This is a genomic window from Pseudonocardia sp. ICBG162 (assembly GCF_020496225.1).
In the GTDB taxonomy this organism is placed as follows: Bacteria; Actinomycetota; Actinomycetes; order Mycobacteriales; family Pseudonocardiaceae; genus Pseudonocardia; species Pseudonocardia alni.
The window spans coordinates 1601877-1616937 of sequence record NZ_JAHLJD010000013.1 but is presented as its reverse complement, the minus strand read 5'-3'; the positions used below and the strand labels follow the sequence as shown (position 1 = coordinate 1616937).

At 75.5% G+C, this 15061-nt stretch carries 13 protein-coding genes; 9 read left to right on the top strand and 4 right to left on the bottom strand.

Going from position 1 to position 15061, the window contains the following annotated elements; genetic code table 11:
* Positions 1 to 135 precede the first annotated feature (135 nt).
* From KPL60_RS10570 to KPL60_RS10560, 3 genes are read left to right on the top strand one after another with little or no spacing between them, the layout of a single operon-like run.
* A complete protein-coding gene (locus KPL60_RS10570; RefSeq protein ID WP_226356175.1) occupies positions 136 to 1095 on the top strand; it encodes an MBL fold metallo-hydrolase in 960 nt (319 codons plus the stop codon).
* A 25-nt stretch (positions 1096 to 1120) separates the two neighbouring features.
* On the top strand, positions 1121 to 2845 hold the full coding sequence (locus tag KPL60_RS10565) for an FAD-dependent monooxygenase (protein ID WP_226365688.1): 1725 nt from the start codon (positions 1121 to 1123) through the stop codon (positions 2843 to 2845).
* Positions 2820 to 4019, top strand: coding sequence for a homogentisate 1,2-dioxygenase (locus KPL60_RS10560; RefSeq protein ID WP_226365687.1), 1200 nt, complete (start codon positions 2820 to 2822; stop codon positions 4017 to 4019). Before KPL60_RS10565 ends, KPL60_RS10560 begins: the two co-directional genes overlap by 26 nt.
* 13 nt (positions 4020 to 4032) lie before the next feature.
* Here the strand turns inward: KPL60_RS10560 and KPL60_RS10555 are convergent, their stop codons facing one another.
* Both KPL60_RS10555 and KPL60_RS10550 read right to left on the bottom strand, forming a co-directional pair.
* Positions 4033 to 4929 (bottom strand): arsenic resistance protein, encoded by an 897-nt coding sequence (locus KPL60_RS10555; RefSeq protein ID WP_308016746.1) that lies wholly within the window; start codon positions 4927 to 4929, stop codon positions 4033 to 4035.
* A gap of 68 nt (positions 4930 to 4997) precedes the next feature.
* Positions 4998 to 5945 carry a serine protease gene (locus tag KPL60_RS10550; protein ID WP_226365686.1) on the bottom strand — a complete coding sequence of 316 codons (948 nt, stop codon included), beginning with the start codon at positions 5943 to 5945 and terminating at the stop codon, positions 4998 to 5000.
* 396 nt (positions 5946 to 6341) lie between these two features.
* Here KPL60_RS10550 and KPL60_RS10545 point away from each other — a divergent pair, with 396 nt between their 5' ends.
* The 5 genes from KPL60_RS10545 (at position 6342) to KPL60_RS10525 (ending at position 12626) form a co-directional block, all read left to right on the top strand.
* Complete coding sequence (locus KPL60_RS10545) at positions 6342 to 7757, top strand: CARDB domain-containing protein (protein ID WP_226365685.1); 1416 nt, start codon at positions 6342 to 6344, stop codon at positions 7755 to 7757.
* Between the two features lie 142 nt (positions 7758 to 7899).
* Positions 7900 to 9570 (top strand): FAD-binding dehydrogenase, encoded by a 1671-nt coding sequence (locus KPL60_RS10540; protein WP_226365684.1) that lies wholly within the window; start codon positions 7900 to 7902, stop codon positions 9568 to 9570.
* 54 nt (positions 9571 to 9624) lie between these two features.
* Complete coding sequence (locus tag KPL60_RS10535) at positions 9625 to 10605, top strand: 2Fe-2S iron-sulfur cluster-binding protein (protein ID WP_374203871.1); 981 nt, start codon at positions 9625 to 9627, stop codon at positions 10603 to 10605.
* Between the two features lie 26 nt (positions 10606 to 10631).
* Complete coding sequence (locus tag KPL60_RS10530; RefSeq protein ID WP_226365683.1) at positions 10632 to 11837, top strand: cytochrome P450; 1206 nt, start codon at positions 10632 to 10634, stop codon at positions 11835 to 11837.
* Complete coding sequence (locus KPL60_RS10525; RefSeq protein WP_226365682.1) at positions 11838 to 12626, top strand: IclR family transcriptional regulator; 789 nt, start codon at positions 11838 to 11840, stop codon at positions 12624 to 12626.
* A 9-nt stretch (positions 12627 to 12635) separates the two neighbouring features.
* On the opposite strand, the gene KPL60_RS10520 is transcribed toward KPL60_RS10525, so the two are convergent.
* Positions 12636 to 13268 (bottom strand): TetR/AcrR family transcriptional regulator, encoded by a 633-nt coding sequence (locus tag KPL60_RS10520; RefSeq protein WP_226356187.1) that lies wholly within the window; start codon positions 13266 to 13268, stop codon positions 12636 to 12638.
* 154 nt (positions 13269 to 13422) lie between these two features.
* On the opposite strand from KPL60_RS10520, the gene KPL60_RS10515 reads away from it, so the two are divergent.
* Positions 13423 to 14217: an SDR family NAD(P)-dependent oxidoreductase gene (locus KPL60_RS10515; protein WP_062402044.1), complete on the top strand. Its 795-nt coding sequence runs from the start codon at positions 13423 to 13425 to the stop codon at positions 14215 to 14217.
* 25 nt (positions 14218 to 14242) lie between these two features.
* On the opposite strand, the gene KPL60_RS10510 is transcribed toward KPL60_RS10515, so the two are convergent.
* Complete coding sequence (locus tag KPL60_RS10510) at positions 14243 to 15055, bottom strand: YhjD/YihY/BrkB family envelope integrity protein (protein ID WP_226365681.1); 813 nt, start codon at positions 15053 to 15055, stop codon at positions 14243 to 14245.
* Between the last annotated feature and the right edge of the window lie 6 nt (positions 15056 to 15061).

Here is a 15061-nt window from a genome sequence, read left to right as displayed (position 1 = left end):
CGGGCGGCGCGGCCCTCTACGGTCCTGCACAAGTGATTCAACCTTTGATCGTCGGGCGTGCCCGGCCGGTCGGAGGTCCCGACGACGGGTCGCCGCGGTCGCCGCCCGTCTCCCGGCTCCGAGAGGACACCCGCCGTGGCCAAGCCCTTCGCCTCCTCCGCCGACACCGCCGCCAAGGAGCAGACCCTCGAGGTGCTCGCGGACGGCGTCTACGCCCTCACCGCCGAGGGCGACCCGAACATCGGCGCGATCGAGGGGGAGGACTTCGTCGTCTGCTTCGAGGCCCTCGCCACCCCGGTCGCCGCGCGCAAGTGGCTCGCGATGCTGCGCGAGCACACCGACAAGCCGGTCCGGTACCTCGTGCTGTCGCACTACCACGCGGTCCGGGTGCTGGGCGCGAGCGCGTTCGACGCGCAGACCGTCGTCGCGCACGAGACGACCGCGGCCCTGATCGCCGAGCGCGGCATGGAGGACTGGGCCTCGGAGTTCGCGCGGATGCCACGGCTGGCCGAGGCCGCCGACTCCGTACCCGGACTCACCTGGCCGACGCTCACCTTCGCCGACCGCCTCACCCTCGACCTGGGCGGTGACCGCGGCGAGCTGGTGCTGCAGTTCCACGGCCGCGGCCACACCGAGGGCGACATCACCGCCTGGCTGCCGCGGCACCGGATCCTGTTCGCCGGTGACCTCGTCGAGGCCCGGGCCGCGCTCTACACCGGCGACGCGTTCCACCGCGACTGGGCGGGCGACACCCTCGACCGGCTCGCCGCGCTCGGCGCCGAGCAGCTCGTCGGCGGGCGCGGCGCGGTCAGCCGCGGCCGCGCCGAGGTCGACGCGGCGATCGCCCAGACCCGCGGGTTCCTGCAGGTCATGATCCGGGAGGTCGGCGCGGTGCAGGAGCGCGGCGGCACGCTGAAGGAGGCGTTCGAGGCGACCCACGCCGCACTCGTCGACGACTACGGACACTGGCCGATCTTCGAGCACTGCCTGCCGTTCGACGTCTCACGGCTGTGGGACGAGCTGTCCGGCGTGGAGCGTCCGGTGATCTGGACCGCGGAACGCGACCAGGAGGTCTGGGCCCGGCTGCAGGGCTGAGGCACCGGCGAGGGGAGGGGAACCCATGTCGACGTCCGCCGCGCCGGCCTGGCCGTCGCCGCCCGTCCTGGTGCTCGGCGCCGGGCCGGTCGGGCAGACCACCGCGCTGCTGCTGGCCCGCCACGGCGTCCCGACGGTCGTGCTGGACCGCCGCCCGGAGCGGGACCGGGTCGGGTCGAAGGCGATCTGCCAGCAGCGCGACGTCCTCGACGTCTGGGAGTCCGTCGGTGCCGGGCGCCGGATCGCCGACGAGGGCGTCACCTGGACCACCGCGCGCACCTTCCACCGCGACACCGAGCTGTTCGCCCACACCTTCGCCGAGCCGGGGCGGCCCGCGTTCCCGCCGTTCGTGAACCTCTCGCAGGCCAGGACCGAGCAGATCCTCGACGAGCGGATCGCCGACGAGGCCCTGGTGGACCTGCGCTGGGGGCACGACGTCGTCGGCGTCGAGCAGACCGCCGACGGCGTCACGGTGACCGTCGACGGCGGTGGGCGGATCGCGGGGAGCTTCCTGGTCGTCTGTGCCGGTGCCCGCGGCGACGCGCTGCGTGAGTTGCTCGGGGTCACCTTCGAGGGCACCAGCTTCGACGACCGCTTCCTGATCTGCGACGTCCGCGCCGACCTCCCGGGGTGGGCCACCGAGCGCCGCTTCCACTTCGACCCGGCCGCGAACCCGGGCCGCCAGGTGCTGGTCCACCCCTGCCCGGACTCGACGTTCCGGATCGACTGGCAGGTCCCGGCCGGGTACGACCTCGACGCCGAGACCGCGTCCGGCGCGCTGGACGCCCGGATCCGCGCGGTCATCGGCGACGTCGACCACGAGGTGGTCTGGTCCTCGGTCTACCGGTTCCACTCGCGCGTGGTGGACCGGATGCGGTGCGGCCGGGTCCTGCTGGCGGGCGACGCGGCGCACCTGGTGTCCCCGTTCGGTGCCCGCGGGCTGAACTCCGGCGTCGCCGACGCGGAGAACGCCGCCTGGAAGATCGCCTGGGTCGGCCGCGGCTGGGCGCCGGAGGAGCTCCTGGAGAGCTACCACGCCGAGCGGCACGTGGCCGCCCGGGAGAACGTCGCCGTCACCACCGCGACGATGGACTTCCTGGTCCCGCGCGACGCGGAGCGGGTGCGGGCCCGCGCCGAGGTCCTCGCCGCGGCGGCGACCGACCCCGCGGCCCGGGCGCGGGTCGACTCGGGCCGGCTGGCCGAGCCGTTCTGGTACGTCGACTCCGCCCTGACCACCGCCGACGCGCGTCGCCCGTTCGCCGGGCGTCCCGCCCGCGGCGAGGTCCCGCCCGCGGGACCGGGGGTGCTCGTCCCGGACGCCCCGGTGCGCACCCAGGCCGGTCCGGGACGGCTGCGCGCGCTGGCCCGCGACGGGTTCCTGCTGCTCACCGGCCCGCTGGCCGACGCGGACGCGGTCGCCGCAGCGGCGGCCGGTGCGCCCGGCCCGGTCCGGGTGCTCGCCCTCGCGGAACTGGACGGCCGCACGGGCACCGGAGCCGGAGCCCTCGGCGGAGCCGGAGACGGGGAGACGGTGACGGCCACCCTGGCCGCCCGGCCCGACGAGGTGTGGCTGCTCCGCCCGGACGCCCACGTCGCCGCCGTGCTCGCCGCCCCGTCCCGCGACGACGTCGCGGCCGCCCTCGCCCGCGCGACCGCCCGCGGCACGACGGCGCCACCGCCACGGACACAGGCACAGGCACAGAACGGACCGGAGGAGGGCCACGATGGCGTACTACAGGCGAGCCGGTGACGTCCCGCCGAAGCGGCACACCCAGCACCGACGCCCCGACGGGACGCTCTACTACGAGGAGCTGATGGGGGAGGAGGGCTTCTCCTCGGACTCCTCGCTGCTCTACCACGCGGGCGTCCCGTCGGCGATCGTCGACGCCACCCCCTGGGACCCGGGCGACCAGTCGCTCACCGACAACCGGCCGCTGCTCCCGCGCCACCTGCGGCTGCACGACCTCGGCACCCCGGACTGGAAGTCGGTCGACGTCGTGACCGGACGCCGGCTGGTGCTCGGCAACGCCGACGTGCGGATCTCCTACGTCGTCGCGGGGGAGACCAGCCCGCTCTACCGCAACGCCGTCGGCGACGAGGTCGTCTACCTGGAGTCCGGGTCGGCGATCGTCGAGACCGTGTTCGGCGCGCTGGACGTGGTCCAGGGCGACTACGTCGTCCTCCCGCGGGCGACGACCCACCGCTGGGTCCCCACCGGGTCCGAGCCGCTGCGCGCCTACGCGATCGAGGCGTCGTCGCACATCGCCCCGCCCAAGCGGTACCTGTCGCGCTACGGCCAGCTGCTCGAACTCGCCCCGTACTGCGAGCGCGACCTGCACGGACCGGGGGCGCCGCTGCTCGTCGAACAGGCCGACGTCGAGGTGCTGGTGAAGCACCGCGGCGGGCCCGACGGGATCACCGGCACCCGCTACGTGGTGCCCACGCACCCGTTCGACGTCGTCGGCTGGGACGGCTGCCTGTACCCGTACACGTTCAACGTCGCCGACTTCGAGCCGATCACCGGCCGCGTGCACCAGCCGCCGCCGGTGCACCAGGTCTTCGAGGGCTCCGGCTTCGTGATCTGCAACTTCGTGCCGCGCAAGGTCGACTACCACCCGCTCGCCGTGCCGGTGCCCTACTACCACGCCAATGTGGACTCCGACGAGGTCATGTTCTACTGCGGCGGCGACTACGAGGCCCGCAAGGGCTCCGGGATCGGGCAGGGGTCGATCTCGCTGCACCCGGGCGGGCACAGCCACGGCCCGCAGCCCGGCGCGGTCGAGCGAGCGCTCGGCGCGGAGTCCTTCGACGAGCTCGCGGTCATGGTCGACACGTTCCGGCCGCTGGCCCTCGGTGAGGGCGGACGGGCGTGTGAGGACCCGTCGTACGCGTGGAGCTGGGCGGGGCGCGGCCCGGCCCGGTGACCGGGTCGCCCGCTCATCGGGCGGGGACGAGCACCGGCACCAGCCGCACCAGCACGACCAGGGCGACGAGCTCGACCAGGGTCTGGGTGACGACGGCGAGCGGGGCGAGGGCTAGCGCGCCGGGCAGCGCCAGCGCGAGCGGCAGCACCACCAGCGAGTTGCGGGTCGTCACCGAGAACACCACCGCCCGGGTGGCCGGCACGTCCAGGCGGGCCACCCGGGCGGTGAGCAGACCGATCACCACCGCCGCGACGACGAACGCCGCGTAGAGCGGCACCAGCCGCACCAGGGTGAGCGCCTGCGCCCCGACGGCGGCGATCTGCGAGCCCACGACCGCGGCCAGGGTCGCCACCATCAGCGGCACCATCGCCCCGGCGACGGCGCCCTCGACACGGGCCGCGCGGCCGGCCGGGCGCCGTCGTCGCAGGCCCTGGACCAGGGCCGCCGCGGCCAGCGGGGCCAGGACCAGCACCAGGAACGCGTGCAGGAACGGCCCGGCCTCGACCACGGCGAGGACCTCCGGTCCGGCCGCGAGCCACAGGTAGCCGGGCAGCAGGAGCATCTGCGCGACCATCAGCAGCGGCGTCGCCGCGAGCATCTGCGCGCGGGCGCCGCCGGCGAGCCCGGTGAACACGACGACGTAGTCGATGCACGGCGTCAGCAGCACCAGCAGGACGCCCACGAGTAGACCGCGGTCGTCGGCGACCCATCGCGACAGTCCGATCGCGACCGGCGGGACCACCACGGCGTTCGCCACCAGCACGACGACCGGGAAACGGGTGCCGGTCAGGGCCCGCGCGACGTCGACGAGCGGGACCGCGAGGAAGGTCGCGAACAGCAGCAGCGCGAGCAGCGGGGTGACCGACGCGGCGAGCGCGGGAGCGACCCGCGGGGCGAGGAGACCGAGCAGCGCCCCGGCGAGGATCGCGGCCAGGTACAGCGGGACCTGGTGGCGGTCCCACCAGGCGACGAGCCGGCTCAGTCGGTGCCCCCGGCCGAGCGGTACGCCGACTGCGCGGCCGGGCCGAGGTCGGCGCCGTAGGAGACGTCGGGGGAGTCCCCGCCCTGCTGGTAGCCACCGGTGACGGCCAGGATCTCCGAGTCGTCCGGGCCGGTCAGCCACGGGCCGCCGCTGGAACCCTGGTCGAGGCCGGGCTGGTCGAGCTGCCACTGGTCCTCGTCGAGCGTCCCGGCGGTGCCGGACACCGTCGTCGCGTCCGCGTCGCCGTCGTTGTAGCCGACCGCGGTCACCGGGGTGTCGTCGCCGCCGGCGCCGGACGTGCCGAAGGCGAGCCGGTAGGCGCCGGTGACCTGCTGGATCGGCGGGGCGTCGGGCCGGGAGACGGTCAGGAACGCGACGTCGGAGTCGGGGTCGCCGCTCTCCAGCCAGCCCGGGGGGACCGCGGCGGCGGTGACGGTCCAGTAGCCGAAGGGGGCGGTGCCGTCGTCGTAGCCGGGGGCGAAGCTCATGCCCGTCCGGGCCGGGGTGCCGTCGCCGTCGGAGACGCAGTGCGCGGCGGTCACGACGAGGTCGCCGGTGGCGGACTCGACCACCGAGGCGGAGCAGAAGTGGTCACCGGGGGCCTCGGCCGGTCCGTCGAACAGGGCGCCGGTCGCGGGGCGCGCGACCGGCGTGCCCTCGGGGGCCGTGACGGCCGGGAGGGACAGTCCTGTGGTGACGGGGACGACCGCCGCCGGGTCGGCCGGGTCGGCGGCGCCGGTCGTGGCCGTGGCCGATGCCGGGGCCGGAGCGGCGCCGGCCGCCGTGGCCGCCGCCGCGGTCGTCACCTGCGGTGGTGTCGTGGGCGTCCACGACGGAACCGCGAGCGCGACGGCGACGGACGCCGCGAGCGCGGCGCCCAGCAGCCCGGGGACGTGCCACCGCGGGCGGGAGGGGCCGTTGCCGGGCCGGGTGTCGGTCCGCACGTCCACCTCCCACGCTCGTCCCACTGACCGGATCAACGGTAGAGGGCACTCCTGTGATCCGTCGGACGGACCGCTGTGGACGCGCTGTGAATCCCGGTCCGGTCGGTGGTCGGCCCCGCCCGCGGGCGGACCGGTGGCCGGTGCCCGACGACCGGTCCGGCGTGTCCGACGGCGTGTCGTCGTGGCGTCGACGGTGGGAGCCGACCGTGCCCCGACCGGCTCACCTGGTGATGCTCCGAGCGGCTCATCAGCTCTGATGAGGTCGTGTAGCGACCGTGACCGCCGCCACGACACACGGGCCGTCGGGAGCACAGAGGCCCCGGCGACGACGGCCCGGGGACGGGCGGAGCGGTGGAGGCAGTCATGGCGCGTCGGGTCGGGGAGCACGGAGCACGGGTGGGCGGACGACGCCTGCTGGCGGCCGCGCTGGTGGCGGCGGTCGGGTGCGTCCCGCTCGTCGCCGGGACCGCCACCGCCGCCGACGGGGTCCGGGTCGGCAACGACCAGATCCCGGCGTGTGGCGCGACGGTGAGCCCGACCGGGTACTGCACGGCGGTCCGCAACGCCGGCACCGCCGCCGTCGTCGACGACGCCCGGGCCCGCACCGGACGCGGCTACCTGCGCCTGGACACCCCCGGCGGCAACGACAAGGTCACCGTGTACGCCCAGGCCTTCAACGGGCGCAAGCTCTCGGAGATCACCGACCTCGAGTACCAGACCCTCGTCGAGCAGGTGGGCGGCCCGCAGCAGGCACCCGCCCTGAACATCCCGGTCAACCCGATGAAGGACGGCTCGACCTTCACGACCCTGGTGTTCGAGCCGGTCTACACCGGAACCAACCCGGTGCAGACCGGGGCGTGGCAGACGTGGCCCGCGTCGAGCACCCCCGCGGGCAGCGGCGGCTGGTGGGCCAGCGGCACCATCACCAGCACCGGCACGCCCAACCGGTACGGCTTCGACACCTACACCGCCGACTTCGCCGCGGTGAAGGCTGCGCTGCCCGACGCCGTCATCGTCGGCGGGATCGCGGTCAACCAGGGCAGCGGCAACCCGGGGCTGCGCTCGGGCGTCGACAACCTGCGGATCAACGGCACCACGGTCGACTTCGACAACCCGGTCGTCCCGACCGCGCTGGCCGCGACCGGCGGCAACGGGCAGAGCGCCCAGGTCCGCACCGCCTTCGCCCAGCCGCTGTCGGCCACCCTCACCGGAGCGGGCAACGCCCCGGTGGCGGGCCAGGACGTCACCTTCACCGTGACCGGCGGCAGCGCCGCCTTCCCCGGCGGGGCCACCGCCACCGCCACCACCGGCGCCGACGGCGTCGCCACCAGCCCGGCGCTGTCCGCCGGTGACACCGCGGGCCCGGTGACGGTCACCGCCACCGCCGGCACGCTGAGCACCACGTTCGCCCTCACCGTGACCCCCGCGCCGGTGATCCCGCGCGAGGCCGACCTGTCGGTCGCGCTCGGGGTGCCCGCCACGCTGAAGGCGGGCACCACCACCCCCGTCACCGTGACCCTCCGCAACGCCGGCCCGGCCGCGGCGACCCGGGTCACCGGTGCCGTCACCCTGCCGCAGGGCCTCAAGGTCACCGCCGCCCCGGGCGGGATCGTCGGCGGCAACGGCCGCTCGGTCGCCTACTTGGTCCCGAACATCGCCGCGGGCACCGCGTCGACCTTCACGATCACCGTGACCGCCGACCGCACGGTGACCGGGCCGCGGACCCTCGAGGGAGCCGTCGCCCCCTCCCAGGTCCGTGACCCGAAGCTCACGAACAACGCGACCCGGGTGACCACGACGGTCGTGCGCTGACCCCGGGGTCCCCGGCGGGCGGGTCGCGGCGCGGGAGCGCCGCGGCCTGCCCGTCACCCGTTCCCGGGCCCGGATCTGATACGTCTGTGCGTACCGGCCGCCCCTGCCGGGGTGCGGTGGGCCGGCGACGAACGGGAGTGGCATGGACGCGGACGTGATCGTCGTCGGGGCCGGGCTGGCCGGTCTGGTCGCGACCCACGAGCTGACCCGGCGGGGCCGCCGGGTCGCCGTCGTCGACCAGGAGGGGCCGGTCGACCTCGGCGGGCAGGCGTGGTGGTCCTTCGGCGGCATCTTCCTCGTCGACAGCCCCGAGCAGCGCCGCATGCGGGTGCACGACTCGGTCGAGCTGGCCTGGAGCGACTGGCAGGGCAGCGCCGGGTTCGACCGCCTCGACGACGAGGACGTCCACGCCGCGCGCTGGGCCCGCGCCTACGTCGAGTTCGCCGCCGGGGAGAAGCGCTCCTACCTCACGGAGCTGGGCATCTCCTTCCTCCCCACGGTCGGCTGGGCCGAGCGTGGCGACCTCACCGCGACCGGCCACGGCAACTCCGTGCCCCGCTTCCACGTGAGCTGGGGGACCGGCACCGGCGTCGTGCGCCCGTTCGTCGACTCCGCGCTGCGCGCCGCGGAGGCCGGGCTCGTGACCTTCCACCACCGGCACCGCGTCGACGGGCTGGTCCGCACCGACGGCGCCGTCACCGGTGTCCGCGGCGCCGTCCTCGCCCCGGACGACTCACCGCGCGGCGCCCCCAGCAACCGCGACGTGACCGGGGAGTTCACCCTCTCCGCGACCGCGGTCGTCCTGGCCACCGGCGGGATCGGCGCGAACCACGAGATGGTCCGCCGGTACTGGCCCGAGCGGATGGGCACCCCGCCGTCGTCGATGATCACCGGGGTGCCGGCCTACGTGGACGGGCGGATGCTCGACATCGCCGCCGACGCGGGTGTGCGGCTGGTCAACCGCGACCGCATGTGGCACTACACCGAGGGCGTCGTGAACTGGGACCCGGTCTGGCCCGGCCACGCCATCCGCATCCTGCCCGGGCCGTCCTCGATGTGGTTCGACGCGCTCGGGCGGCGGCTGCCCGCGCCGTACCTGCCCGGCTACGACACCCTCGGCACCCTGCGCCACCTGCGCACCACCCCGGACATCGCGCCCTACGACCACTCCTGGTTCGTGCTCACCCAGAAGATCGTCGAGAAGGAGTTCGCGCTGTCGGGCTCCGAGCAGAACCCCGACATCACCTCCGGGCGCCGCAGCGCTTTCCTCCGCGAACGGCTGCTCAGCCGGGGCGCGCCCGGCCCGGTCGAGGCGTTCACGACCCACGGGGAGGACTTCGTCGTCGCCGACACCCTCGACGAGCTCGTCGCGGGGATGAACGCCCTCACCGACGCCCCGCCGCTCGACCCGGCCCTGATCCGCGGCCAGATCGAGGCCCGCGACCGGCAGCTGGCCCACCCCTACAGCAAGGACGCCCAGGTCCAGGGCATCCACAACGCCCGCCGCTCGCTCGGTGACCGGATCGGGCGGGTCGCGGCGCCGCACCGGATCCTCGACCCCGCCGCCGGTCCGCTGATCGGGGTGAAGCTGCACGTGCTGACCCGCAAGACCCTCGGCGGGATCCAGACCGACCTCGACTCCCGCGCCCTCGACGCCCACGGCGAACCGATCCCCGGGCTCTACGCGGCGGGGGAGGCCGCCGGGTTCGGCGGGGGCGGGGTGCACGGGTACAACGCGCTGGAGGGCACGTTCCTCGGTGGCTGCATCTTCTCCGGCCGGGCCGCCGGGCGGAGCCTCGCGGGAACCCTCTGAACCCGGCCTCTCACTGAGCGAGAGTCGCCTTCCCGGGCGGTGGCCGCGCGGCGGATGCTCGGCTCCTCGACGACGAGGGGAGCGACGGTGACCGGTGCCGGGAACCGCACGGTCCGGGTGGCGGGCCGCCACCGGGAGTCCGACGGCGTGGTGTCGCTGGAGCTGGTCGCCGCCGACGGCGGGCGGCTGCCGGACTGGACCCCCGGCGCGCACGTCGACCTCGTCCTGCCCGGCGGGCACACCCGCCAGTACTCGCTGTGCGGGGACCGGTGGGACGCCCACCGCTACCGCGTCGCCGTGCTGCGCGAACCCGCCGGCCGCGGCGGCTCGGCCTGGGTCCACGACCGTCTCGCGGTCGGCGACGAGATCGGGCTCGGCGGGCCGCGCAGCAACTTCCCGCTGGTCCCGGCCCCGCACTACCTGTTCGTCGCGGGCGGCATCGGGATCACCCCGATCCTGCCGATGATCACCACGGCGGACCTGCTCGGCGCGGACTGGGCGCTGCTGTACGGCGGCCGGACCCGGGCGTCGATGGCGTTCACCGCGGAGCTCGCGGCCCACGGGGACCGGGTCCGCACCGTCGCGCAGGACGAGGAGGGACTGCTCGACCTCCCCGGCTTCCTGGGACGGCCCGCACCGGGCACCCGGGTCTACGGCTGCGGACCCGCCCCGCTGCTCGCGGCGCTGGCCGAGGCCACGGCCGGGTGGCCGGCGCACACGGTGCGGACCGAGCGCTTCGTCCCGCGCGCGACCGGCCCGGTCCGCGACACCGCGTTCGCGGTCCACCTCGCCCGCCGCGGGACCGACGTGACCGTGCCACCCGGGCGGAGCGTCCTCGACGCGGTCGCCGACGCCGGCGTCGATGTCCTGTCCTCGTGCCGGCAGGGCACCTGCGGGACCTGCGAGACGACCGTGCTGGCCGGCGACCCGGACCACCGCGACTCCGTCCTCGACGACGACGAGCGCGCCGCCGCCGACCGCATGCTGGTCTGCGTCTCGCGCTCGCGCGGACCGCGTCTGGTCCTCGATCTCTGACCCGACCCGACCGGAAGGCAGCGCCCATGACGGCCGCGCTCGACCACGTGCCCACCACCGACGTCGACCCGTTCGACCCCGGGGTCCTCACCGACCCGCTCGGGTTCCACGAGCAGCTGCGCGCGGCCGGCCCGCTGGTCCGGCTCACCCGCCACGACGTGCTCGCCCTCGGCCGCTACGCCGACGTCCGGGCCGCGCTCGTCGACTGGCAGTCCTTCCGGTCCGGGGCCGGGGTGGGGCTCGCAAACTTCCACACCGAGGCGCCGTGGCGGCCGCCGTCGCTGCTGCTGGAGGCCGACCCGCCGCACCACGACGCGCCCTGCCGGGTGCTCGGGACGGTCCTCGGGCCCCGTGCGCTGCGCACGCTGCGGGACCGCTGGGCCGCCGACGCCGAGGCCCTCGTCGACGAGGTGCTGGCGGGCGGGCACGAGTTCGACGCCGTCCCCGCGATCGCCGAGGCGTTCCCGCTGCGCGTGTTCCCCGACGCCGTCGGGCTGCCCGAGGCGGGCCGGGAGAACCTGCTGCCCTACGGCGACCTGCTGTTCAACGCGTTCGGTCCGCGCAACGCGCTGCTGGAGGAGAAGCTGCCGCGCCTCGGGGAGCTCTCGGCCTGGGTGAACGCGCAGTGCGCCCGCGAGGCACTGGCCGCCGACGGCTTCGGCGCCGACATCTGGGCCGCCGCCGACCGCGGTGACATCACCCCCGAGCAGGCCCCGCTCGTCGTGCGGTCGCTGCTGTCGGCCGGGGTCGACACCACCGTCACCGGGCTCGCGGCGGTGCTGCACGCCGTCGCCACGCACCCGGAGCAGTGGGCGCGGCTGCGCGCCGACCCGGGGCTCGCCCGCGTCGCGTTCGACGAGGCCGTGCGCTGGGAGTCACCGGTGCAGACCTTCTTCCGCACGACGGCGACCGACACCGAGCTCGCCGGCGTCCGCGTCCCGGCCGGGCGCAAGGTGCTGCTGTTCCTGGGGTCGGCGAACCGGGACCCGCGGCACTGGGGGCCCGGCGCGGGCGCGTTCGACCTGGACCGCGACCCGTCCGGGCACGTCGGGTTCGGGATGGGCCTGCACCAGTGCGTCGGCCAGCACGTCGCCCGGCTGGAGGCCGAGTCGGTGCTGCGGGCGCTCGCCGCGCGGGTCGCGACGATCGAGCCCGCCGGTCCGCCGCGCCGGCGGCCGAACAACACCATGCGGGCCTGGGCGTCGATGCCGCTGCGGGTCACGCCCGCCTAGGTGCAGACTCCACCCGTGGTCGCGGGCGAACCGGTACTGGCCCGGGCGGTGCGGATCCTGTCGGTGTTCGAGCCCGGGCGGGCCGAGCTGGGCGTCGCCGAGATCGCCCGCGCCTCGGGGCTGCACGTCGCGACCGCGTCGCGACTGGTCGGGCAGCTCGTCGAGCAGGGGCTACTCACCCGCACCGGCTCCGGGCGGCTGCGGATCGGGATGCGGCTGTGGGAGCTGGGGCAGCGGGCGTCGCCGACGCTGACCCTGCGGGCCGCGGCGCTGCCGTTCCTCGGGGACCTGCACGCCGTCGTCGGGCACCACGTGCAGCTGGGTGTCCTCGACGGCGACGAGGTCATCTTCCTCGAACGCCTCTCCGCACCCGGGGCGGTGGTCAACCTGACCCGGATCGCCGGGCGGCTGCCGCTGCACGTCTCGTCCTCAGGGCTGGTGCTGCTCGCCCACGCGTCGCCCGAGCAGCAGGAACGCGTGCTCGCGGCGCCCCTGGAACGACGGACCCCCGCCACGGTGACCGACCCGGCCCGGCTGCGGGTCCTGCTCGCCCGCGTCCGGCGCGACGGCCACGTCGTCACCGACGGCCACGTGCACCCCGACGCGACCGGCGTCGCGGTCCCGGTGCGCGGCCGGGACGGGGCCGTCGTCGCGGCGCTGTCGACGGTGCAGCCGCACGACGGCCGGGCCCGCACCCTCGTCCCGGCGCTGCGCGCCGCGGCCCACGGCATCGCCCGCGCCCACGGCATCGCCCGGGCCCACGGCGCGGAAGACCCCGCGCCGGGCTGAGCGCCGGCCTCAGGCCCCGGTGCCCGCCCCGACCGGCACCGGGCGCAGGGTCAGCGGCAGCAGGTCGCGGACCTCGGCGCGCAGGGTGTCCAGCGCGTGCGGGTCGTCGCCGGTGAGGAACCCCAGCAGGGCCTGCTGGAACACGCCGTCGACCATCCCGTAGGCGGCGTGCGGGCTCAGCGCGACCGCGGTGCCGGTGAGGTCGGCGTAGCGGGTGACGACCCGCCACACCATGTCCTCCAGGGTGCGGTCGATCTGCCCGACGGCCTCGCGCAGGTTCGGCTCGAACATGCTCTGGGCGCGCAGGTCGTACCAGAGGCGGTGCATCGGGGCCTCGTCGACGATCGTCTCGCACAGCTTGTCCGCGAACGCGGTGACCAGGCCGTCGGCCGTCGTCGCGTCGGCGACGGCGCCGTCGTAGCGGGTCACGCACACCGCCTTGTACTGCCGCACGCAGTAGACGATCAGCTCCAGCTTGTCGGCGAAGTAGTAGTGCACGACGCCGTGGCTGTACGGGGAGTTCTGCGCGATCTCGCGCAGCGACGCCCGGGCGTAGCCGAGCTCGCCGAGGGTCTGCAGGGCCGAGTCCGCCAGCGCGCGGCGGCGCGCGTCGTGCTTGTCGACCGGGTTCGCCCGTGCCACGCGGCCCCCTCCCGTCGTCCGCCCGGCAGCCACTGTAACCGACCGTTGCGCCCCCGACGCCGTTGTTCTGGACGCCCGCCCGACGATATCTTGACAACTGGTCAGAGATCGCGGCAGGGTGTGGCCCACATCACCGATCGACACTGGAGTCGCCGTGACGCAGATCGACCTGACCGGACGCACCGTGCTCGTGACCGGGGGCGCGCAGGGACTGGGCGAGGGAATGGCCCGCGCGCTGGCCGACTCGGGCGGCCGGGTCGTCGTCGCCGACCTGCAGGACGAGGCGGGCGGCACGCTCGCGAAGTCCCTGGGGGAGCAGCACGGGTTCGTGCACCTGGACGTCACCGACGACGCCTCGTGGACCGCCGCGGTCGCCGAGACCGTGGAGCGGTTCGGCGGCCTCGACGTCGTCGTCAACAACGCGGGCGTCGAGGTCACCCAGCTGCTCGTCGACACCGAGCCCGACGACGTCCGCCGGATGCTCGAGGTCAACCTGCTCGGCACGATGCTCGGCATCAAGCACGCCTTCCGCGCCATGCGCCCGGGTGGCGCGGCGGGCCGCGGCGGAGCCGTGATCAACGTGGCCTCGGTCGCCGCGACCATCGCGTTCCCCTCCATCGGCGGCTACTCCGCGACCAAGTCCGGCGTCGACCGGCTCACCCGGGTCGCGGCGATGGAGTCGGGCAAGCTCGGCTACGGGGTGCGGGTCAACTGCGTCTACCCCGGGCTCGTCCCGACCGCGATGGGGCAGAAGCTCGCCGTCGAGACCGCCGGGCTCGGGCTGTTCGAGAGCCCGGAGGCCGCGGTCGGCGCGGTGGTCGAGCTGACCCCGTCGGGCCGGCTCGGCGAGGTCGCCGACATCGCCGACGCGGTCGCCTTCCTGGCCTCCGACGCCGCCCGGTTCGTCAACGGCGCCGGCCTGCCGGTCGACGGCGGCATGGGCATGTGACCCGCCGGGTCCCCGCCGCCCGGGATCACCGGTCCCGGGCGGCGAGGACCTCGTCGAGCACCACGGTGGCGCGGAACCCGCACAGCACCAGGATGTGCAGCAGGTAGAGCCACAGCGCCAGCGCCGACACCGTCCCGACCACGGGCAGCCCGGCGAACGGCGCCGACCACTCGATCGGGATGGCCAGGAACAGCAGGAAGCCCTGCAGGAACCCGGCCAGCACCGACCCGGTGCCGAACGCGCCGAGCACCAGCGCGCGCCGGCCCAGCCGCCCCGGCCCGACCAGCCCGAACACCGCGAGCAGCGCGGTCGACAGCGTCACCCACACCACGTGGAACGCCACGACGACGCCCCACACCAGCGACCAGCCACCCGCGGCGTAGAGCGGACCGACGTAGGGAGCCGCGCCCAGCACGACCAGCACGAGGAACGGCGCGACCGCCGCGACCCCGAGCAGCCCGGCGCGGCCGCGCCAGCCGGTGAGCCGGTCCCGCGTCGCGGACATCTGGACGAACGCGCGGCGCAGCCCCTCGCCGTAGAGGCTGGCCGGGAACAGCACGACCAGCGCCTGCCACCAGGCCATCGACAGCGACACCGCGGCCAGCGTGCGCAGCGCCTCCGGCGTGCCGTGCCCGCCGGGGAGCCCGCCGATCGCCGCCTCCATCGCCGTGGTCACCGTCTCCGGCCCGGCCAGCGCGCCGACGCCCCACAGCGCGACCATCGCCAGCGGCACCAGCCCGATCACCCCGAAGTAGGTCGCACCGGCGGCCCACAGCGCGATGTCGCTGCCGGGGAAGGTGTTCCCGAGCCGGCGGGCGAGAGTGCGGGCCCGGTTCACGGCGCG